Origin of the sequence: Burkholderia sp. AU30280 (assembly GCF_020420125.1) — a bacterium.
GTDB lineage: Bacteria > Pseudomonadota > Gammaproteobacteria > Burkholderiales > Burkholderiaceae > Burkholderia.
Map to the genome: position 1 here is coordinate 89091 of NZ_JAIZRY010000018.1, position 19875 is coordinate 108965.

20 protein-coding genes and 1 pseudogene are annotated in these 19875 nt (G+C 64.9%); 16 read left to right on the plus strand and 5 right to left on the minus strand.

From position 1 onward, the window contains the following. Nucleotides 1–305: 305 nt before the first annotated feature. Nucleotides 306–848, plus strand: a complete 543-nt coding sequence (locus LGN17_RS31945; protein WP_226200917.1) for a hypothetical protein — start codon at nucleotides 306–308, stop codon at nucleotides 846–848. Nucleotides 849–1203: 355 nt separating this feature from the next. Next, a complete protein-coding gene (locus LGN17_RS31950; protein ID WP_174922170.1) occupies nucleotides 1204–1407 on the plus strand; it encodes a hypothetical protein in 204 nt (67 codons plus the stop codon). A gap of 59 nt (nucleotides 1408–1466) precedes the next feature. Here the strand turns inward: LGN17_RS31950 and LGN17_RS31955 are convergent, their stop codons facing one another. Beyond that, complete coding sequence (locus tag LGN17_RS31955; RefSeq protein WP_226200918.1) at nucleotides 1467–2267, minus strand: transporter substrate-binding domain-containing protein; 801 nt, start codon at nucleotides 2265–2267, stop codon at nucleotides 1467–1469. Between the two features lie 367 nt (nucleotides 2268–2634). Here LGN17_RS31955 and LGN17_RS31960 point away from each other — a divergent pair. From LGN17_RS31960 to LGN17_RS31980, 5 genes and pseudogenes are all read left to right on the plus strand, one after another. Next, nucleotides 2635–2934: pseudogene (locus LGN17_RS31960) on the plus strand (contractile injection system protein, VgrG/Pvc8 family); the annotation flags it as partial. A gap of 82 nt (nucleotides 2935–3016) precedes the next feature. Further along, nucleotides 3017–3274 carry an HNH/endonuclease VII fold putative polymorphic toxin gene (locus LGN17_RS31965; protein WP_226200985.1) on the plus strand — a complete coding sequence of 86 codons (258 nt, stop codon included), beginning with the start codon at nucleotides 3017–3019 and terminating at the stop codon, nucleotides 3272–3274. Further along, nucleotides 3271–3666 carry an immunity 50 family protein gene (locus LGN17_RS31970; protein ID WP_226200919.1) on the plus strand — a complete coding sequence of 132 codons (396 nt, stop codon included), beginning with the start codon at nucleotides 3271–3273 and terminating at the stop codon, nucleotides 3664–3666. Before LGN17_RS31965 ends, LGN17_RS31970 begins: the two co-directional genes overlap by 4 nt. A gap of 349 nt (nucleotides 3667–4015) precedes the next feature. Further along, entirely contained in the window at nucleotides 4016–4249 is a 234-nt protein-coding gene (locus LGN17_RS31975; RefSeq protein ID WP_226200920.1) for a hypothetical protein, read from the plus strand. A gap of 287 nt (nucleotides 4250–4536) precedes the next feature. Then, nucleotides 4537–4854, plus strand: a complete 318-nt coding sequence (locus LGN17_RS31980; protein WP_175957665.1) for a hypothetical protein — start codon at nucleotides 4537–4539, stop codon at nucleotides 4852–4854. Nucleotides 4855–4940: 86 nt separating this feature from the next. Here the strand turns inward: LGN17_RS31980 and icmH are convergent, their stop codons facing one another. The 3 genes from icmH to tssJ form a co-directional block, all read right to left on the minus strand. Further along, the gene (gene icmH / locus LGN17_RS31985; protein WP_175957666.1) at nucleotides 4941–5723 is read right to left on the minus strand and encodes a type IVB secretion system protein IcmH/DotU; all 783 of its coding nucleotides are present in this window, start codon (nucleotides 5721–5723) and stop codon (nucleotides 4941–4943) included. Further along, nucleotides 5720–7066, minus strand: coding sequence for a type VI secretion system baseplate subunit TssK (gene tssK / locus LGN17_RS31990; RefSeq protein WP_226200921.1), 1347 nt, complete (start codon nucleotides 7064–7066; stop codon nucleotides 5720–5722). Before tssK ends, icmH begins: the two co-directional genes overlap by 4 nt. 103 nt (nucleotides 7067–7169) lie before the next feature. Further along, nucleotides 7170–7781: a type VI secretion system lipoprotein TssJ gene (gene tssJ, locus LGN17_RS31995; protein ID WP_011350757.1), complete on the minus strand. Its 612-nt coding sequence runs from the start codon at nucleotides 7779–7781 to the stop codon at nucleotides 7170–7172. 374 nt (nucleotides 7782–8155) lie between these two features. Between tssJ and LGN17_RS32000 the strand changes: the two genes are divergently transcribed. The 9 genes from LGN17_RS32000 to tssA all read left to right on the plus strand — a co-directional run bounded on the left by LGN17_RS32000 (nucleotide 8156) and on the right by tssA (nucleotide 18827). Further along, nucleotides 8156–8785 (plus strand): tetratricopeptide repeat protein, encoded by a 630-nt coding sequence (locus tag LGN17_RS32000; RefSeq protein ID WP_226200922.1) that lies wholly within the window; start codon nucleotides 8156–8158, stop codon nucleotides 8783–8785. A gap of 45 nt (nucleotides 8786–8830) precedes the next feature. Then, nucleotides 8831–9346 (plus strand): type VI secretion system contractile sheath small subunit, encoded by a 516-nt coding sequence (gene tssB, locus LGN17_RS32005; protein ID WP_006484395.1) that lies wholly within the window; start codon nucleotides 8831–8833, stop codon nucleotides 9344–9346. A gap of 15 nt (nucleotides 9347–9361) precedes the next feature. Then, nucleotides 9362–10852, plus strand: a complete 1491-nt coding sequence (tssC, locus tag LGN17_RS32010; protein ID WP_011350759.1) for a type VI secretion system contractile sheath large subunit — start codon at nucleotides 9362–9364, stop codon at nucleotides 10850–10852. A 70-nt stretch (nucleotides 10853–10922) separates the two neighbouring features. Then, entirely contained in the window at nucleotides 10923–11426 is a 504-nt protein-coding gene (locus LGN17_RS32015; protein ID WP_006477093.1) for an Hcp family type VI secretion system effector, read from the plus strand. Between the two features lie 62 nt (nucleotides 11427–11488). Then, nucleotides 11489–11974, plus strand: coding sequence for a type VI secretion system baseplate subunit TssE (gene tssE, locus LGN17_RS32020; protein WP_006477092.1), 486 nt, complete (start codon nucleotides 11489–11491; stop codon nucleotides 11972–11974). A gap of 76 nt (nucleotides 11975–12050) precedes the next feature. Further along, the gene (gene tssF / locus LGN17_RS32025; protein ID WP_226200923.1) at nucleotides 12051–13886 is read left to right on the plus strand and encodes a type VI secretion system baseplate subunit TssF; all 1836 of its coding nucleotides are present in this window, start codon (nucleotides 12051–12053) and stop codon (nucleotides 13884–13886) included. Further along, entirely contained in the window at nucleotides 13850–14950 is a 1101-nt protein-coding gene (tssG, locus tag LGN17_RS32030) for a type VI secretion system baseplate subunit TssG (protein ID WP_175971656.1), read from the plus strand. Before tssF ends, tssG begins: the two co-directional genes overlap by 37 nt. A 43-nt stretch (nucleotides 14951–14993) precedes the next feature. Then, the gene (gene tssH / locus LGN17_RS32035; protein WP_226200924.1) at nucleotides 14994–17663 is read left to right on the plus strand and encodes a type VI secretion system ATPase TssH; all 2670 of its coding nucleotides are present in this window, start codon (nucleotides 14994–14996) and stop codon (nucleotides 17661–17663) included. A 42-nt stretch (nucleotides 17664–17705) separates the two neighbouring features. Further along, complete coding sequence (gene tssA / locus LGN17_RS32040) at nucleotides 17706–18827, plus strand: type VI secretion system protein TssA (protein WP_226200925.1); 1122 nt, start codon at nucleotides 17706–17708, stop codon at nucleotides 18825–18827. Nucleotides 18828–18908: 81 nt separating this feature from the next. On the opposite strand, the gene LGN17_RS32045 is transcribed toward tssA, so the two are convergent. After that, a complete protein-coding gene (locus LGN17_RS32045) occupies nucleotides 18909–19871 on the minus strand; it encodes an OmpA family protein (RefSeq protein WP_226200926.1) in 963 nt (320 codons plus the stop codon). Nucleotides 19872–19875 lie beyond the last annotated feature (4 nt).

Genomic DNA, 19875 nt, shown 5'->3' on the forward strand with positions numbered 1-19875 from the left:
CGGTTGCCGACGGTTGGCCGGTTTCCGTCACGAGTGTAGTGGAAGGGGCCGCGGATGGACACGGGGCGTTGCAGGTTGCGCGTCGAGCACGACGCGCCGAGCGGCCGGGTGAAGGCGGCTCTTTCGGTTCGGCAGTCGCCTGCGGCCGGATTTCTGGGGGCATCGGTCTTCCCGACCCGCCGAGCGATCGTCGCCTCGACGCGCAACTCATCCGCGAATTTCGGCGTCCCGTCGCAAGTCGCGCCGCCTGCCGGGACCCAGCAGTAAGGTGTTGCCGTGCCCACTCCGATCAGGCGAGCCCGACCATGTCCGCGATCCTTCACCTGAAGCCTTACGTCTACGTCATGTTCTGCGTGCTGCTCTATATCGGCATCAAGCGCTGTTTTCCGCGCGAGGTGCCGGCGGCACGACCGCTGATCTCGCCGGTCGCGTTCGGGATGCTCGGCATCGCCAGCCTGAACGGACTCTTTCCGCATGCGGGTGTCGACGCGAATGCGATCGCGCTGGCGGCCGTCCTGGGCGGCGCGGCGCTGGGCTGGCTGCACGCGGGCCGGTGGCGGCTCGAATACCGTCCGGCCTCGTCGGGCCTGCGTGTGCGCCTGCCCGGCGACGCGAGCCTGCTCGTCACGTTGATGCTGACGTTCGTCGCCGAAACCGGCATCCATTACGCGGTCGCCGTGCACGCGCCGTGGGCGGCGGCGAACGGCTTCGTGATGCTGTCGTTCGCGGTATGGGGCGTGCTCGTCGGGATGACACTCGGGCGCGCGGTGAACGTGGTCGTGCGCTGCATGCGCCATGCGAGCGGATCGGGGCGCGGGGGCTTCCCGTATTCGGTCGATCCGCGATGAAGGGGGCGCAACAGCCGGCCAATGGGGCAACTGACGGCCAGGCATGCGATGCGGTCCGTCTTCGTCGATCGCAAGGGTATTGAACCGAAACCATGTGTAACGAGCGCTCTTCCGCACCCCGTTTTCCTGTCACGGTCACGTCACGGTGCGCTCATAACGTTGCACGTTCCCGTCGCGGCGGCACCGCCGGACCGGGAACGTGCGCAACCCGCTCGCGACGATGTGCCCGCGTCGCAGGCGGGCCGACCGGGATCTCGCTCCCGGCGGCGCGGCGGTCACGCATCGCGCCATTTCATTCGAAAATACGATCGACGACGGTTCGAACCGGATCGCGGACGATCAGGAGACAGAGACCATGCTGAGTCCGCATGAATTCTCGATGCTGTTGCGCATCGCGCGTGCGCCGGACAGCGTCGATCCGTCGAATCCCGCGTTCGCCGTGCTGGTCGAGAAGCGGCTGGTGGACGATACGCAGGTGCGCCTGAACGCCGTGGCCGCGCGCCCGGCGCTGACACCGATCGGCCGGATGCTGCTGGCGCGCTTCGATCAAGCGGCCTGAAGGAGCGCGTCACGCCTTCGTCGAGACGAAGAGCGTGACGCGTTGAAGCGCCGAGCCGCTTACTGCGCAACCGGCACGGTCACGTCGCTGCCGAACCAGTGCATCGAAATCTTCTTCAGCGTGCCGTCCTTGCGCAGCGAATCGAGCGCGTCGTTGATCGCCTTCTCGAACTTCGGGTTGCCCTTGCGGAACGGGATCGCCATTTCCTGCTTGCCGCCGTTCAGCACCGCGCCCGCGCGCAGCGGCAGGTTCGACGTCTTGATCATGTACGGCAGCATCAGGCGGTCGTCGAGCGTCGCCTCGATCCGGCCGGCGGCGAGGTCCCGCAGTTTCTCCGGCGCGCCCGGATACGTCTGCACCTCGATGCCCGGCACGGTGCGCGCCATCTGGTCGTAGTTGGTGCCGAGCGTCACGCCGAGCTTCTTGCCCTTGAAGTCGTCGAGCGACTTGAAGTTGCGCGTGTCGTCCTTGCGCTGGATCAGCTGCGCGGCCGAGTACGTGTACGGCTCGCTGAAGTCGAGCACTTCCTTGCGCTGCGGCGTGATCGTGACCTGGTTGACGATCACGTCGAACTTGCCGGCCTGCAGGCCCGCGATGATGCCGCTCCATTCGGTCGGGATGAACTGCGTCTTCACGCCGAGCTTGCCGGCAACGGCGTTCGCGACATCGACGTCGAAACCCTCGAGCTGGCCCGACGTGCCGCGCGAGTTGAACGGCGGATACGTGCCTTCGAGGCCGACGCGCAGCACGCCGGCTTTCTTGACCGATTCGAGCAGGTCGTCCGCGTGCGCGGCGACGGCCGTGAAGCCGAGGGCCGACGCGAGCAGCAGGCCCGACAGCAGGAACTTCGAACGTTTCATTGCAGATCTCCAGTGGTCAGCGTGGTGTGGTGAGCGCCGGGCGCCGGTCGGGCGCGGCGGGCCGCAATACGGGCAGGTAGACACTACTCGCAACCGGGACGCACCGGAAGTCGAATTGGCCCTGATTGAAAGCGATTTCATGGGAGGCGCTGGAGACGACAAACCGCAGATGGGATCGCCATGTGCCGGTTGGTGGCGCGCAACCGGCCTGCCCAGCCCGCGCGGACTGGTTTCGATTGTCGAGAAAATGTTCTTTTAAATCAGGTCATTTTTCAAAATCGCGCCGTAATTTCTCTGTAAAATCGCGCGTGAAAAATCGAACACTGCGCCATCCGAGGGCGCGTTAAAAGAAGAAAAGGCCGTAGCCATGAACATGCAGAACACAATCGCCGCATTGCGCGGCGGGTTGCTTCAGCAGGATCGGTTGCTGAAGCTCGATACGCCATTGGGGGCCAACGTCCTGACCGTTCAGCGGGCAGTCGGTCGCTCACGTATCGGGCGCGCGTACGAGTTCACGCTGGACATGCTGTCGACCGACAGTGATGTGGAACTTAAAAAGCTGATCGCACAGCCCGTCACGTTGTGGATCCAGCAGGGCGATCTCCGTTACCGGCCGATCAACGGGTACGTGCATACAGCGCGCCGGCTCGGCGCCGACGGCGGGCTCAAAAAAGTCTCGCCGGTCAAGCCTAAGAGATATTCGTCGGCAGCTCGACATCCCGTTGTCGCAGCAGCCGATTAGCCAGAAAATGGTTCCGTTGACGAATTCCAGTGGAGATTGGTTTCTTGGCGATAACAACAAGCCCATCATGACACTGGAATTGACTTACCAGATTGGTGGTAAAAATGTGGTTATCCAAGACCATTCTGCCGACCACGTATCTGGAGAAGGGGGAGTCGGCGATCAACCGTCACATCACAACGTGCGTCCTGAAGAAAACACCCGAACAGGAAAAATTCAGGGAATGGACGATCGCTCTTACTTCGACTGCCGGAACAAGAAATGAGTCTGATACAGCGGATCATGAATCCACAAGCGCTCACCGCATTTTACGGGAGCAACGCACCGCTCGATGGTGCCGAAATCGTCGAAATTCAACTCAAGCGGGACGAACCTCGGCTGTCATTGAAATTCACGACCACTCAGAAGCCACTGTCTCATCCGAACCGATGGCCGAAAGACTATGACGTTGTCTATCTGAATTTGTCGTTTATCGGTGTTTGCGACCTCTCGATCAGTGGGTGGGGGCATGACAACATAGTTGCGACGTTTATACCGAATGTCGCCGACGATATTGCTTCGGTAACGATCAATTGCAAGGAGGGCGCGTCGATTGCATTTAAGTGCGATTGGGTTCGCATGGAGGGAATTGCCTACGGCTATTTAGGTAGCGCATAACGTCTATCAATACGCGCCCAATCCCGTTCAGTGGGCCGATCCCACGGGGCTCACACGATGCTGTTGCCCGTCGTTGCTTATTTCGAAGAAGCGCATGCTTCTGTCTTTGGCGGCCTTGTCCCTGTTTGCGAAAAGTGCTTCGACGAATATATGAACAGGACCGCGTGACCGGCTCGGCCCTGGCGGTACGCGTCGCGAGGTTTCCTCGATCTGGTCAGGGATTCGACATGAGCGGATCGAGGCAATCCCGATCATGACGACGGTTCACTACCATTCACTTGCCGCTGCGTTTTAGGCGCACCCGTGGGGATACATGCATTGCCGAGAGGCTGACCTCGCTGCGTCCGGCGTGGTGTTCTTCGATGATGTCGAGGATCCCGGATTCTGCCGGCGCGCTGCATTTACCGGGCGGGCTGGCAATCTGATCGTATTGACCATCGACATTGCATCGATGCGAGACGTTGTGCTGTTCGCGTCCGACAGTCGCATCGACACGAACCGAATGTGGCGTGACGCGCTGCCCGATGAATGCTCGGGCTGGATCGAAGCATTCGATATCGTGTATTTCGGGAAACCGACTTAGCAGGTTGAATGCGCCGGAATTCGGCCTGTTGCATGGAGTGCGCGCAACGTCGGTCAGGCACCGAAAAAATGGATGCCGGATTCGTTGCGAAGGTCGTGACTCGGACGCTCGAAGACGGCGCGCATATCGTCGCCCTCGCAGACCACGACCCGCCATCCGGTAACCTGCAGATTGACCTGCGACGGCAACTGTCCAATCGCGCTGCCGTGGAATTGGCATAATCACGCGCGGCCGCCGCGATCTTGCGGCAGTCGTGCTGCATTCACTTCGATACAACCGCAATACCCATGTCGACCACCCTCGCGACCGCCGTGTCGCTGAAACACATTCTTGAACGCCCGGGCGATTTCTCCGGTTGGCTCTACCTACCTGCGATGCCATGGACGCTCGACACGGAGGGTGCATTCTCCGAAGACACCAAAGACGCTGAAGATGAAGCCGTGCCCGCCATTGCCCGGCAGCCCGGCTGGCAAGTGACGCTGGACAGCGCGACGATCGAGGACATCGTGATCAACGCGCACGACCAGGTCGATGAACCGAGCGTGGCGCAGTTGTTCGACGCGTTCGTGTTCTACGTCGAAAACGATGCGTTCATCCTGTTCTGACGTCACGCAGCGAGCACGCCACAAACAAAAAAGGACCGCCAAGCGGTCCTTCTCTCATCGAGCGTTGCCCAAACAACCAACACCCCTCAAGGCAACGAAATCGTCAAATTAGCCGACTCCGGCCCGACCTTGATCACCTGCGAATAAGGCGCCAGCGCCTGCAGCGTCTTGTCCTTCAGATACGTGTTGAGCCCGAGATACCCGAGCAGCGCGACCAGCGCGAACACGGCCCCGATCGCCCAAACCGGCACTTCGCGCTTGAGTCGGTGCGCGATCTGATCCGGCAACGGCCAATGCGGCGCGAACGGCGCCCGCTTGCCCTTCATATGCGCGATCTCGTCCCCAAGCCGCGCGGTAAGGTAAGCCAGCTTCTCCGGCCCTTCGAGCAGATACTTGCCCTGGAATCCGAGCAGCAGGCACATGTGAAACACCTCGAGCGACTGCAGCCGCGCCGCGCCCTGCGCGCGGCAGTCCTCGAGATACTGGAAGAACTTCTCGCCCGCGAGTTGCTCGCCGAACAGCACGAGCTGCAGCGGCCGGCGTTCCCAGTCCGTGCGGATCTTGAACTGCGACGACAGCACCGTCTCGTCGATCGCCGCGCAGAACGCGAACTTCGCGCCGTACACGTCTTCAGCCGCGATATTCAGCTTCTTCGCGCCGCGCTCGAAATCCGACAGGAACTCCTGGATCCGCGTGCTGAATTCGCCCGCGCTCTCCGGCTCCCGCCCGTTCTTGAGCAGGAACAGCATGAAGAACCCGTCGTACAGCAGGTCGAGCAGCGAACGGGCCTGGAACGAGGCGTCCGTCGACGCCGGGGTATGCAGGGGGGCCGGCGCGTTGTCGCCGAACAGGGAAGGCGCGTAGCTCATGATGTGACCGCGATCAGTTCGAATTTCAGGTCATTGATGCCAGTCGGCGCATAGATCATCGCGGACTGGGCCTGCAGCATGCGCTCGTACAGCGGGCTACGCGAATCGAGCGCGAAGTAGCACGCGCCGGGGCGGACCGGAATCGCGGGCGGCACCTGCGGCGTGTACGAGAGCCGCACGCCGGGCATCGCCGACAGCACGAGCTTGTCGACGTCGTCGGGCGCGCCGACCTTGAAGCGGGCCGGCACCGCGTCGACGAGCTCGACGCTCGGCATGTCCGCGGACACCGCCAGGTAGAACTCGGTCTTGTCGTCGATCTTGCCGGAATCGAGGCGGCCGAGGTGGAACGACGGGCGCACCTCGTCCAGCGTGATCGCGAAGTAGCGCGTGGAGATCACGGTGTCGAGCAGCTCGCGCAGCATCAGGTCGAGACGCGCAAAGCTCGGGCCCGGATCGTCGTGGCGGTACACCGGCAGGTCGGCGAGCGTGTAGCCCTTCGAGAACGTCATCAGCTGGCCCGCGAGGCGCAGCAGTTCCTGGAACAGCCGCTCCGGATGCAGCGCCGAGTGCTGGTGCAGGTGCGCGAGCGTCGCGAACGCGGCGTTCGCGGTGTGCAGCAGCCAGAACGACGCGATGTCGCCCGAGCGGAACTCGATGATGTTCTTCGACGGCTCGCGGTGGAAGCCGTACAGCGCGTTCACCTTCGCCTGCAGCGCGTCGACGAGTTGGCGCAGCCGCTGGTGCAGGATCGGCGATGCGTCGATCGCGAGGCACGGCGGCACGAAGCTGTCGTCGAGCTCGAAACCGGACGTCGCGGTGCGGCGCACGCGCACGAGCGGCACCGACAGCAGCTGGTCGCGCGGCTCGCTGTGCGCGATCAGCTTGACCTGCGTCTTCAGGAACGTGATGTCGGCTTCGGCCGCGTCGGTGAAGTTGTCGCCGACGCTCGTCTGCTCGCTGACGAAACGCGTCATGAAGCCGGCGGACGGATCGTCGCTGTAGTTGGTGCCGTTCTCGCGCAGCGGGTGCAGCGCGAGATAGAACACGAATTCGTTGATGCCGTCAGGCAGCGTGTCCAGCGCGATCGGCGGCGGCAGGTCGTCGGCCTGCGGCGCGGCATACAGCGCGCCGTCCGGGAACACGAGCGCGAGCTCGGCCACCCGCAGCACGTTGCTGCCGAGCGCATCCCGGTCGATGCGCACCGAGCGCACGCCCCAGTTGTACGGCTGGATCGCCTGGATCGATTCGAACAGGCGCGCTTCGTGGTACGCGTCCTGTTGCTGAAAGTGTTGAGGCCGGAGGAACAGCCCTTCCCCCCACAGCACCTTGGCCGAATAACTCATGTCAAATCCGGTTAATGTCGCGTTGCGATGTAATCGATTTGTTCGTGCCCGAATTAAATCGCCAATTGTTAACTCTTGTTAATTGACATTCGTGCGTCATTGTTTAACCGCAAGAGACCGAAGAAAGCAAATTCAGCGGTTGCGAAGGCGCACCCTGTTGCGGTGCGATGACAGTGCCGTCGGTGACCGTCATCGCGCAATTATGCAGGCCGATGATTATGCCGGATTTCTCCGACTTCACCGGGTCGAACGTCAGTTTCCATCGTTGCAGTGCGGGATCGCGGAACAGCGCGACGATGCCGAATGCCTGCGCTTCGCGCGAAACCTTCTCGGTCGCCGTATAGCGCTGGCCCGGAATCAGCGTGATTTCGCGCACGTTCAGCAAATCCGCGCCCAGCGCGGCCTTTTCCTTGGTCGGATCCGTAAATGCGTCGAACGGCGCCTGCTGGAACGACGTCGGGTCTTTCAGCGTGTAGAGCCGCACGACGAGCGCGAGCGGTTTGTTGTCGGTCGCGGCGTTCAGGTTCGGCGCGGCGGCGAGCGTGATGCCGAGGTTGCGCGGCGGCTTCTGCGCGTCGGGCACCTCGGGCTTGCCGATACCGGCCGCGGACATCACGGCGCTCGCGGCCGAGCCGAGCAGCGGGGCGGCCGCGCATCCGGCCAGGAGCGCGCAGGCAACCAGCGGCAGCGCGTAGCGAATCATCAACGATCTCATCGTATATCCGGCGTGCCGCCTTTATCCCTGTCAAATCTGCCGGGTATTTCCGCGTTCGCTGCGTATCCCCGGCATTGCACTGTTCAATTATTAAGCACGCCCGCATCGTGGCAGGCGCCCGGAAAATTTTGCCGCCACCCCGGCGGCGCGTCGCGGAACCAGTAAAACTTGCCCATTTCCGGCCGAAGGAAAAATCGCTGCGAGCCCGCCGCGATAGGCCATTGGAGGGGGTAGCGCCCGGTTTTAAAAGGAATTACTCTTCACACGACGATTGAATTATGAAAAATTGATCGGTACTATACCCGCGCGCTTCTTGCAAAGCAAAAGAACCAGATTCTCAACGATTTAAAACTCACGCGCCGGTGGATATAACGATGAAAGACCGTCTCTTCGCAAAACTGTCTGGGGTAGTAGTGGCTTGCGGCGTGATCGCCGGCTGTGCGAGCCAGCCTCCCGCACCGCCGACTGCCGAGGTGTTCAACAAGTCGCTGGCGGACGCGGACGCAGTTGCGAAGGCGGGGGACCAGGACAAGGCCCTCGGCCTGTATCAGCAGCTCGCGAAGTCGGATCCGACGCGCGAGGAGCCGTGGTCGCGCATCGCGCAAATCCAGTTCGCGCAGAACCACTACGGTCAGGCAATCGTTGCCGCGCAGGAAGCCCTGCAGCGCGACGCGACCGACCGTCAGGCGAAGAGCGTGCTGGCCGTGGCCGGCCTGCGGATCGCAACGCAGTCGCTCGGCGAGCTGCGTCAGGATTCCTCGCTCGCGGGTGACGCGAAGTCCGACGCACAGGCGCTCGCGAAGCAGCTGCGCGATACGCTGGGCGAATCGGCGCTGTTCCCGCCGGAGCAGAAGACGCAACCGAAGAAGTATTCCGGCCGCCGTCCGGTTCATCGTCCGAAGGTCGCGGCCGCACCGACGGCCGAGGCGGCCGCCACTACGCCGACGCCGCCCACCACGCCGCAGAAGGGCAGCGCGGATCCGTTCGGCGCACTGCGCAACTGACCGCAAACTGACGCGATAACCACAACTAACCTGGGAGCCGTCGAGATGGCCAAGAAAGAAAGCATTCAGAAAAGCTTGCAGAAAATACGGCCGCCGCGCGTCCAACTGACCTACGAGGTCGAGAAGGGCGATGCGATCGAGGTGAAGGAACTGCCGTTCGTCGTCGGGGTCGTCGGCGATCTGGCGGGCCAGTCCGAAATCGAGCAGCCGAAGCTGCGCGACCGTAAATTCGTCAACATCGATCGCGACAATTTCGACGACGTGATGAAGGCGATCGAGCCGCGTGCCGCGTTTCAGGTGGAAAACCGCCTGAGCCCGGAAGGCGGCAAGTTCGCGGTCGACCTGAAGTTCCGTTCGCTGTCGGATTTCAGCCCGGACGAAGTCGTCGAACAGGTCGAGCCGCTGCGCCGCCTGCTCGAGGCGCGCTCGAAGCTTGCCGACCTGCGCAACAAGCTCGCCGGCAACGACAAGCTCGAGGATCTGCTGTCCGAGGTGTTGAAGAACACGCAGCAGCTGCAGGAGCTCGCGAAGGGCACGGGCGGCGACAAAGACGGCGAATGACGACGGAGTGTTGAGATGAACCAGCAAACGGCTGCGGCCCAAGCGAGCGGCGCGGATTACGCCGCCGGGACTTCGCTGCTCGACGACATCGTCGAGAAGAGCAAGGTCGCGAAATCCGATTCCGAGCACGCGCGTGCGAAGGACCTGATCGGCGAACTCGTGCACCAGGTGCTCGACGGCACGGTGATCGTGTCGGACAACCTGTCGGCCACGATCGACGCGCGCGTCGCGGAACTCGACCGCCTGATTTCCACGCAGCTTTCCGCGGTGATGCACGCGCCGGAATTCCAGCGCCTCGAAAGCACGTGGCGCGGGATGGATTACCTGGTCAAGGAAAGCAACACCGGCCAGACGATCAAGATCAAGGCGCTGCACGCACCGAAGCGCGACCTCGTGCGCGACTTCAAGGGCGCGAGCGAGTTCGACCAGAGCGCGCTGTTCAAGAAGGTCTACGAAGAAGAGTTCGGCACGTTCGGCGGCTCGCCGTTCGGTGCGCTGATCGGCGATTACGAGATCTCGCGCCAGCCGGAAGACATGTACTTCATCGAGCAGATGTCGCACGTCGCGGCGGCCGCGCATGCGCCGTTCATCGCGTCGGCGTCGCCCGAGCTGCTCGGCCTCGAGTCGTTCTCCGACCTCGGCAAGCCGCGCGACCTCGGCAAGGTGTTCGATACGGTCGAATATGCGAAGTGGAAGTCGTTCCGCGACGCCGAAGATTCGCGCTACGTCGGCCTGACGCTGCCGCGCTTCCTCGGCCGCCTGCCGTTCAATCCGAAGGACGGCCAGACCGCGGAGAACTTCAACTTCGTCGAGGACGTCGACGGCACCGACCACGACAAGTACCTGTGGTGCAACGCCGCGTGGGCGTTCGCCGCGCGCCTGACGGCCGCATTCGACGACTTCGGCTGGTGCGCGGCGATCCGCGGCGTCGAAGGCGGCGGCCTCGTCGAGGATCTGCCGACCCACACGTTCAAGACCGACGACGGTGAAGTCGCGCTGAAGTGCCCGACCGAAATCGCGATCACCGATCGCCGCGAGAAGGAGCTGAGCGACCTCGGCTTCATCCCGCTCGTCCATTGCAAGAATTCAGATTACGCCGCGTTCTTTGCTGCGCAGTCGGTGCAGAAACCCAAGAAATACAGCACCGACAGCGCGAATGCGAACGCCGTCCTGTCCGCCCAGCTTCAGTACATCTTCTCGGTATCGCGCGTTGCGCACTACCTGAAGGCGATGATGCGGGACAAGATCGGCAGCTTCGCATCGGCGCAGAACGTGGAGACTTTCCTCAACCGGTGGATTTCGCAGTACGTCCTGCTCGACGACAACGCCTCGCAGGAACAGAAAGCGCAATTTCCGCTGCGCGAGGCATCCATACAAGTGTCGGAGATTCCGGGCAAGCCGGGCTCGTATCGTTCGGTCGCGTTCCTGCGCCCGCACTTTCAGCTCGACGAACTCTCGATTTCTCTGCGACTTGTCGCTGATCTGCCCAAACCGGCAAATTCATAAGCGAGTAAATCGCCCGGGCGGGCCGCCTGGGTAGGACGTTAAAACCACCTCTTTGGGGAGTCGAAGGGCCATGTTACATATGCACTTGCAGTTTGGTAGTCCCGCGGTGAAGGGCGAATCCGCGGACAAGGACCACCAGGGCTGGATCGAACTGAAATCGTGGGATCACTCGATCGTTCAGCCGCGTTCGGCAACCGCATCGACCGCTGGCGGTCACACGATGACGCGTTGCGAGCACGGCGACATGATTTTCACGAAGGAAATCGATTCGTCGAGCCCGCTGCTGTACCAACACGCTTCGGGCGGTACCACGTTCGACGAGGTGACGGTTCATTTCTCGCGCGCTGACGGTGAAGGCAAGCGCGTGCAGTATCTGGAAGTCAAGCTCAAGTACGTGATCATCTCGAGCATCGCCCCGAGCGTTCGCGAAGAAGGTCTGCCGCTCGAGACGTTCTCGCTGAAGTACGCAGCTGTGCAGTGGAAGCAAACCCAGCAGAAGATCGGCGGCAACCAGGGCGGCAACACGCAAGGCGCCTGGAGTCTGACGAAGAACGACAAGACCTACGCGGTCTAAGGTCGGTTGCGGCAACGGGGCGCACGGCGTCCCGTTGCCGTTTTCGCAGTTTACGCCGGCCGATGAAACGATTCGAACCCAGTTTTCTCGACAAGCTGTTCGACGACGAACCGCACCTGCCGGCCTCGGCAGCGATGCGGCAATTGTCGCTGGACGAGCTCAAGAACACGGTCGCCCGCGACGTCGAGGCGATCCTCAACACCCGTATCGCGCACACCGAGAACGAGCTGGCCGCGCTGCCGGAATGCCAGAAATCGGTGCTGACCTACGGGCTGAACGATTTCGCGGGGCTGAGCCTCGCGAGTCATTACGACCGCGCGTTCATCTGCAAGTCGATCCAGCAGGCGATCGCGCGTCATGAGCCGCGCCTGCAGCAGGTTCAGGTGACGTTCGAGCTGAACGAGCAGGCAACCAACGCGCTCTATTTCGCGATCCAGGCGCTGCTCGTCGTGCACCCGGCCGAAGAGCCGGTGAGTTTCGACGCGATGCTGCAGCCGTCGACGCTCCAGTATTCGGTCACGCGCGCACGCGCGGCCAGAATGCAGTAAATCAAGCCGCCGAGCGGGCCGGACCGCCCGGTGGTGGACCAGGTCCGGCAGGAAATATTGAGGTTCGGGGTCGTCGATGGAAGAATTGCTGCCGTATTACGAGCGCGAATTATCGTTTTTGCGGCGCTATTCGCGAGATTTCGCCGAACGCTATCCGAAGATCGCGGCGCGGCTCGCGCTGTCCGGCGAGCATTGCGAGGATCCGCACGTCGAGCGGATGATCGAGTCGTTCGCGCTGCTTGGCGCACGCATCAACAAGAAGCTCGACGACGATTACCCCGAATTCACCGAAGCGCTGCTGGAAGTGCTGTATCCGCACTACCTGCGGCCGTTTCCGTCGTGCTCGATCGCGCAGTTCACGCCGGCGTCGCCCGGCCAGCAGACCGAACCGGTCGTGATCGATCGCGGCACCGAGCTGAAGAGCCGCCCGATCCGCGGCGTGCAGTGCCGGTTCCGCACCGCCTATGACGTGACGCTCGCGCCGATCCGCATCTCGGAAGCGCGCTACACGCCGGTTGCGCTCGCGCCGAGCGCGACCGTGCTGCCGTCCAATGCGACCGGCGTGATCTCGATCACGTTCGAATCGCTCGCCGCGCAGCTCGATCTCGGTGCGCTGAAGCTGCCGACGCTGCGCGCGCACCTGCACGGCGAGCAGTCGTTCGTCGCCGCGCTGACCGACTGCCTGTTCGTCAACGTGCTCGGCGCGTATGTCGAGCCCGAGCGCAACGGCCGCTGGACGGCGCTGCGCAAGCTGCCGATCGCGCACGCCGGCTTCGACGAGGACGACGCGCTGATCGACTACCCGGCGAAATCGCATCCCGCGTATCGCCTGCTCACCGAATACTTCGCGTTCCCCGACAAGTTCGATTTCGTCGACTTCGACATCGCGGCGATCGCGCGCGCGAGCGGCCGCTGCCAGCGCGCGACGCTGCATCTCGTGCTGCAGGACGTGCGCAGCGATTCGCACGTCGCGCGGCTGCTCGAACTGCTGTCGGCGAGCCACTTCCGGCTGTTCTGCACGCCGATCGTCAACCTGTTCCGCCAGCACGGCGAGCCGATCCGCATCACGCACCGCGCGGTGTCCTACCCGGTGATCGCCGAGGCGCGGCGCGCGTTCGCGTACGAGGTGTATTCGATCGATTCGGTGAAGCTCGTCAGGCAGCAGGCGCACGAGGAATCGGTGATCGAGTTCCGGCCGTTCTATTCGCTGCATCACGGCGAATCGGCGCGGATCGGCCATTACTGGTTCGCGCGCCGCAACGACTGGGTCGCGCAGAAGAGCCCCGGCTACGAAACCGAGATCTCGATCGTCGACATCGATTTCGAGCCAACGTCCCCGCAGACCGACACGCTGAGCCTCGACCTCACCTGCACGAACCGCGACCTGCCGTCGATGCTCGCGTTCGGGCTCGAGGGCGGCGACCTGTTCCAGGAAGGCGGCGCGCAGACGAGCGGCATTTCGCTGTTGCGCCGCCCGACGCAGAGCGTGCGCTTCGAGCGCGGCCGCGCCGCGCACTGGCGGCTCGTGTCGCACCTCGCGCTCAATCACGTGTCGCTGGTCGCGCACGGGCTCGCGCCGCTGAAGGAAATGCTGACGCTGTACGACCTGCGGCGCACCGCCGTGTCGATGCGCCAGATCGACGGCCTCGTCGGCGTCGAGCAGCGCGGCGCCGTGCAGTGGCTGCCCGGCAAGCCGTTCGCCACCTTCGTGCGCGGCATCGAGATCCGCCTGACGATCGACGAGGAGCACTTCGTCGGCGCGAGCCTGGCCTCGTTCGTGCGCGTGCTCGACAGCTTCTTCGGCCTGTACGTGCACCTCAACAGTTTCGTTCAATTAGTCGTGGTGTCGAAGCGCACCGGCGAGGAGATCATCCGATGCAAGCCCCGAACCGGCGAATCGATCCTGGCGTAGTCGACGCGCTGCTCGACGAGCCGCACCGCTTCGAGTTCTTCCAGGCAGTGCGCGTGCTCGAAGGGTTGTTCGCGCGGCAGGCGTCGGATGCGCCCGGCGCGTGGCGGCAGGGCGACGTCGTCGCGCAGCGCATCGAATTCCGCAACACGCTGTCGCTCGGCTTTCCGCCGAGCGAGATCGAAGGCGCGCGCTCGTTCGACGACGACGGCACGCAGCTCAAGACGGGCGAGGCACGCGGCGCGGCGCTCGCGGCCGGCGAGCTCGGCCACGTCGAGCTGACGCCCGCGTTCTTCGGGCTGCTCGGCGGGCAGGGCGCGCTGCCGCTGCATTACACCGAGCAGATCATTGCGCGCGAGCACCTGAAGCGCGACCATGCGGCGCGCGCATTCTTCGACGTGTTCTCGAACCGCGCGACCGCGCTGTTCTATGCGGCGTGGAAGAAATACCGGCTGCCGTTCCATTACGAGCTCGACCGCGACGAGCGCTATCTGCCGCTGCTGCTCGCGATCGCGGGCGTGCCAAGCGACGAGGTGCGCGACAGCCTTGCGGCCGGCGTGGGCGGCGTGCTCGACGAGGCCGTTGCCGGCTATGCGCTGGCCGCGCGCCACCGGCCGATGTCGGCCGCGTACCTGCAGCGCACGCTGTCCGACTATTTCCGCGTGCCGGTGAAGATCGACCAGTTCGTCGGCAAGTGGTACGACGTGCCGCCCGACCAACTGAGCGTGCTCGGCGAAGTCAACGCGGTGCTCGGCGCGACGGCGCTCGTCGGCGAACGCGTCTGGCAGCGCGACATGCGCGCGCGGATCGTCGTCGGCCCGCTGTCGAAGCGCGACTACGAGGCGTTCCTGCCCGGCGGCGCGCACGCCATCGCGCTGGAGCGGATGCTGACGCTGCTCGCCGGCGTCACCCTCGAATACGAGGTGAAGCTCGTGCTCAAGCGCACCGAGGTCGGCGCGAGCGTGCTCGGCGCGGGCTCGCGGCTCGGCTGGGACGCGTTCCTGTGCACGCGCGAAGCGCATGAGGATCGCACCGACGCCCGCTACGAACTGCACGTGATTCACTGATACCGAACGACAACAAACACGCAACGAACCTGAGATCGACGCCATGAGCACGCCTCTGAAGACCCTGATCACGAAACTGAACCCGCTGTGCCGTCACGCGGCCGAGCGTGCGGCAAGCGCGTGCCTGGCGCGCGGCCATTACGAGGTCGATCTGGAGCACCTGTTCCTCGCGTTGCTCGAGGAGCCGGCGGGCGACCTGCCGCTCGCGCTGCGCGCAAGCCGCGTCGATCCGCATGCGCTGCGTGCCGACCTGGAGCGCGAGCTGACGCGCCTGAAGACGGGCAACACGCGCACGCCGGTGTTTTCCGTGCACCTGATCGCGCTGTTCGAGCAGGCGTGGCTGATCGCGTCGCTCGATTCGCAACTCGGCCGCATTCGCTCCGGCCACCTGCTGCTCGCACTGCTGACCGCGCCGGATCTCGCGCAGTTCGCGCAGCGGATGTCGTCGCAGTTCGCGGAAGTGAACGTGACGGACCTGAAGCACAAGTTCGACGAGATCGTGGCCGGGTCGAGCGAGGCCGAGCCGCGCCAGGGCGAGGCGGACGACAACGGCATGACGCCGGCGGCTGACGGCGCGGCACCCGCGGCCGGCCCGTCGAAGACGCCCGCGCTCGACACGTACACGACCAACCTCACGCAGCGCGCACGCGACGGCAAGATCGACCCGGTGATCGGCCGCGAAGCCGAGATCCGCCAGGCGATCGACATCCTGATGCGCCGCCGCCAGAACAACCCGATCATGACCGGCGAGGCCGGCGTCGGCAAAACGGCGGTCGTCGAGGGCCTCGCGCTGCGCATCGCGGCCGAAGACGTGCCGCCGCCGCTGCGCGGCGTCGCGCTGCACGTGCTCGACATGGGGCTGCTGCAGGCCGGCGCGAGCGTGAAGGGCGAGTTCGAGAACCGCCTGAAGAGCGTGATCGACGAGGTGAAGAAGAGCGCGCACCCGATCATCCTGTTCATCGACGAGGCGCACACGATCATCGGCGCGGGCGGCCAGGCCGGCCAGAACGACGCGGCGAACCTGCTGAAGCCGGCGCTCGCGCGCGGCGAGCTGCGCACGATTGCCGCGACGACGTGGAGCGAATACAAGAAGTATTTCGAGAAGGATGCGGCGCTCGCACGCCGCTTCCAGGTCGTGAAGGTCGAGGAGCCGAGCGAACCGCTCGCGGCCGCGATGCTGCGCGGGATGTCCGCCCTGATGGAGAAGCACTTCAACGTGCGGATCCTCGACGACGCGATCACCGAGGCCGTGCGCCTGTCGCACCGCTACATCAGCGGCCGCCAGCTGCCGGACAAGGCGATCAGCGTGCTCGACACCGCGTGCGCGAAGGTTGCGCTGGCGCACAGCGCGACGCCGGCGGCGATCGACGACACGAAGAAGCGCATCGAGCGGATCGACGCGGAAATCGCGTCGCTGGAGCGCGAGGCGGCCGGCGGCGCGTCGCACGACGAGCGGCTCGGCGAGCTGCGCGGCACGCGCGACACCGCGCTCGAACAGCTCGCGAAGGACGAAGCGCGCTATGAAGCCGAGCGCGCGATCGTCGCCGAGATCACCGCGTTGCGCGAAGCGCTCGACAAGGCACGCGGCCCGTCGGAAGACGGCCAGCCGGTCGACGTGCAGGCGACCCGCGACAAGCTCGCCGAGCGCGTCGCCGCGCTGCATGCGCTGCAGGGCGGCGAGCCGATGGTGCCGCTGCAGGTCGACGGCCACGTGGTGGCCGAGATCGTCGCTGCGTGGACGGGTATTCCGCTCGGCCGGATGGTGAAGGACGAGATCGACACGGTGCTGAACCTGCAGCCGCTGCTTGCCGCGCGCGTGATCGGCCAGGACCATGCGCTCGACGCGATCGCGCAGCGCGTGCGCACCGCGACCGCGAACCTCGAGGATCCGAACAAGCCGCGCGGCGTGTTCATGTTCGTCGGGCCGTCGGGCGTCGGCAAGACCGAGACGGCGCTCGCGCTGGCCGACATCCTGTACGGCGGCGAGCGCAAGATGGTCACGATCAACATGAGCGAGTACCAGGAGGCGCACAGCGTGTCGGGCCTGAAGGGCTCGCCGCCGGGCTACGTCGGCTACGGCGAAGGCGGCGTGCTGACCGAGGCCGTGCGCCGCAACCCGTATTCCGTCGTGCTGCTCGACGAGGTCGAGAAGGCGCACCCCGACGTGCTCGAGATGTTCTTCCAGGTGTTCGACAAGGGCGCGATGGACGACGCGGAAGGGCGCGAGATCGACTTCCGCAACACGCTGATCATCCTGACGTCGAACGTCGGCTCCGCCGCGGTGATGCAGGCGTGCCTGAACAAGCCGGCCGAGGAGCTGCCGGATCCGGACGCGCTCGCCGAGACGCTGCGCCCGCAGCTGTACAAGACCTTCAAGCCCGCGTTCCTCGGGCGGATGAAGGTCGTGCCGTACTACCCGATTTCCGACGACGTGCTGGCCGAGATCATCGAGCTGAAGCTCGAGCGGATCCGCCGCCGGATCGAGGCGAACCACAAGGCGGCGTTCGAATGGGACGAATCGCTCGTCGATGCGGTGCTCGCGCGCTGCACCGAGGTCGACTCGGGCGCCCGCAACGTCGACCACATTCTCAACGGTACGCTGCTGCCGGAGATCGCGGGCCACGTGCTTGGCCGGATCGCCGACGGCGAGGCCATCGCGCGCATCGCGGTGCGCGCGGACGAGGCCGGCGAATTCACGTACACCGTCGAATGAGCGCGGCCGTGCAACGCAAGCATTTGATGAACTGACCGAACCATGCCGATCAATCTCCCCGAGCTGCTGACGCCGATCAGCGATGCGTCGCCCAGCGGCGACGACCTGCTGTTTTCGAACGAATTCGACGCGATCCAGGATGCGCGGCGCTACGACGATCCGACGCTCGACCAGGGCGAATGGGTGACCGAGATCAAGGAGGCCGACTGGGGCTTCGTGGTCGACCATGCGGGCGAACTGCTGCGCACGCGCACGAAGGACCTGCGGCTCGCCGTGTGGCTGACCGAGGCGCTCGCGCTCGAGGACGGCATCACCGGCCTCACCGAAGGCTATGCGCTGCTCGAGGGCCTGTGCCGCGACTTCTGGGACACCGTGCACCCGCTGCCCGAGGACGACGACACCGAGCACCGGCTCGGCAACGTCGCATGGCTGTCCGGCCGCACGGCCGAGCTGCTGCGCGCGGTGCCGATGACGGACGGCGCGTCGAACGCGTTCAGCACGCTCGACTGGGAAGTGGCGCAGCACGTCGCACAGGCCATCAAGCGCGACCCCGAACACGCGGACGAGATCGCACGCGGCAAGCCGTCGATCGAGCAGATCGATTCGTCGCGGCGCGTGACGTCGATCGCGTTCTACACGGCGTTGCTCGCAAACCTGAAGGCGTTCGAATTCGCGCTCGATGCGTTCGAGGATCGGCTCGTCGAACGCGCCGGCGATTCCGCGCCGAGCTTCCGGCAGGCGCGCGACGCGTTCGAGACCGTGTACCGGCTCGCCGAGCGCTTTGCGCGCGAGCAGGGCTATACGGGCAGCGCGCCGCATACGCAGTCGGCGCCGCAGGCGCAGCCCGAACGCATCGAGCCGGTGTTCGGCAATCCGATTCAGACCGAGGAGACTCATGTGCAGCCGCAGCCCGTTCCGCGCGCCCCGGTGCCGCAGATGATCGCCGGCATCCAGAACCGTGCGCAGGCCGTCGACCAGTTGCGCGCGGTCGCCCGCTATTTCCGCCAGACCGAGCCGCACAGCCCGGTCGCGTATCTTGCCGACAAGGCCGCCGAATGGGCCGACATGCCGCTGCACAAGTGGCTCGAGAGCGTCGTGAAGGACGACGGCTCGCTGTCGCATATTCGCGAGCTGCTGGGTGTGAGGCCGGACGAGCAGTCGTAAACGCAACACGGGCGGCGCATCGCTGCGGCCGCCCGTCGTGTGCCGTGCCGCTTCGCATGGAAGCGGCCGGTCGATTCCCCGTTACTGCCCCACCCGGAACTCGATTCGCCGATTCCGCGCCCGCCCGTCCGCCGTATCGTTCGGCGCGATCGGCTGATCCGGCCCGACACCCGTCGTCGTCATCTGCTGCGGCGGAATGTTCTTCGTGATCAGGTAGCCCTTCACCGCATCCGCGCGCGCCTGGCTCAGCGCGATGTTCGACGTGCGGTTCCCCGAGTTGTCGGTGTGGCCGATGATGTCGACGGTGCGGTTCTGCATCTTCGCGAGCGCGGCCGCCATCTGGTCGAGAATCAGCTTGCCCTGCGGCGTGAGCGTCGCGCTGCCGGTCTCGAACTCGATCGTGCGGTTCGCGAGCGTCTGGTCGAGCACGCCCTGTTCGGACGCCGACACGCGCAGCCCGTTCCTGATCGTGTACGTCGGGTTCAGCGTGTTCGCCATGTCGCTCGCGAGCTGCTGGCGTTGCGCCTCGTTGTGCACCTCGCCCTTCATCTCGATCTGCGTGCCGTTGATCTTCAGCTGCCCCTTGCTGATCTGCTTGAGCTGCGCGCCGAGCAGTTTCTGCACGTTCGCACTCCAGTTCGGCGGCGTTGCCACGTCACCCACCTCGATCTGGTCGACGACGTTCGTCGCGCCGTAGGTATCGCGCAGCTTCTGCAGCACGGCGGCCTTGGTCGCCTCGTCGGGCACCTTGCCGCCGACGACCACCTGGCCCGGCGTCGCATTCGCAGGCGGTGGTGTGACGGTGCTCGTGGTGCCGGCCGTGCCGTGCACGACGGCGCCGGAGGCGGTCCCCGGCGCGACGCCGATGTTCGCGGGCAGCGCGGTCGTCGTGACCGTGCCGTTGCCGACCGGCGTGACGGTCGCGCCCGTGTTCTGCGCGAAGGCCGCGCCGCTGGCGAACAGCCCGGCGGCGAGGAGGGTGGCGACGGCGGGTGAGAAGGCGGCCGAAAGGCGCGCGCGCCGGACGTGAATCGTGCGATGCATCCCG

Bases quoted from the DNA above. Each gene is read 5' to 3' on its own strand.
- tssA (WP_226200925.1), top strand. From the start codon at position 17,706: ATGCCGATCAATCTCCCCGAGCTGCTGACGCCGATCAGCGATGCGTCG.
- tssK (WP_226200921.1), bottom strand. From the start codon at position 7,066: ATGAGTTATTCGGCCAAGGTGCTGTGGGGGGAAGGGCTGTTCCTCCGG.
- icmH (WP_175957666.1), bottom strand. From the start codon at position 5,723: ATGAGCTACGCGCCTTCCCTGTTCGGCGACAACGCGCCGGCCCCCCTG.
- tssE (WP_006477092.1), top strand. From the start codon at position 11,489: ATGAAACGATTCGAACCCAGTTTTCTCGACAAGCTGTTCGACGACGAA.
- LGN17_RS32000 (WP_226200922.1), top strand. From the start codon at position 8,156: ATGAAAGACCGTCTCTTCGCAAAACTGTCTGGGGTAGTAGTGGCTTGC.
- LGN17_RS31950 (WP_174922170.1), top strand. From the start codon at position 1,204: ATGCTGAGTCCGCATGAATTCTCGATGCTGTTGCGCATCGCGCGTGCG.
- LGN17_RS31945 (WP_226200917.1), top strand. From the start codon at position 306: ATGTCCGCGATCCTTCACCTGAAGCCTTACGTCTACGTCATGTTCTGC.
- LGN17_RS31955 (WP_226200918.1), bottom strand. From the start codon at position 2,267: ATGAAACGTTCGAAGTTCCTGCTGTCGGGCCTGCTGCTCGCGTCGGCC.
- tssH (WP_226200924.1), top strand. From the start codon at position 14,994: ATGAGCACGCCTCTGAAGACCCTGATCACGAAACTGAACCCGCTGTGC.
- tssC (WP_011350759.1), top strand. From the start codon at position 9,362: ATGAACCAGCAAACGGCTGCGGCCCAAGCGAGCGGCGCGGATTACGCC.
- LGN17_RS31980 (WP_175957665.1), top strand. From the start codon at position 4,537: ATGTCGACCACCCTCGCGACCGCCGTGTCGCTGAAACACATTCTTGAA.
- LGN17_RS32045 (WP_226200926.1), bottom strand. From the start codon at position 19,871: ATGCATCGCACGATTCACGTCCGGCGCGCGCGCCTTTCGGCCGCCTTC.
- tssF (WP_226200923.1), top strand. From the start codon at position 12,051: ATGGAAGAATTGCTGCCGTATTACGAGCGCGAATTATCGTTTTTGCGG.
- tssG (WP_175971656.1), top strand. From the start codon at position 13,850: ATGCAAGCCCCGAACCGGCGAATCGATCCTGGCGTAGTCGACGCGCTG.
- LGN17_RS31965 (WP_226200985.1), top strand. From the start codon at position 3,017: ATGGTTCCGTTGACGAATTCCAGTGGAGATTGGTTTCTTGGCGATAAC.
- LGN17_RS32015 (WP_006477093.1), top strand. From the start codon at position 10,923: ATGTTACATATGCACTTGCAGTTTGGTAGTCCCGCGGTGAAGGGCGAA.
- tssJ (WP_011350757.1), bottom strand. From the start codon at position 7,781: ATGAGATCGTTGATGATTCGCTACGCGCTGCCGCTGGTTGCCTGCGCG.
- tssB (WP_006484395.1), top strand. From the start codon at position 8,831: ATGGCCAAGAAAGAAAGCATTCAGAAAAGCTTGCAGAAAATACGGCCG.
- LGN17_RS31970 (WP_226200919.1), top strand. From the start codon at position 3,271: ATGAGTCTGATACAGCGGATCATGAATCCACAAGCGCTCACCGCATTT.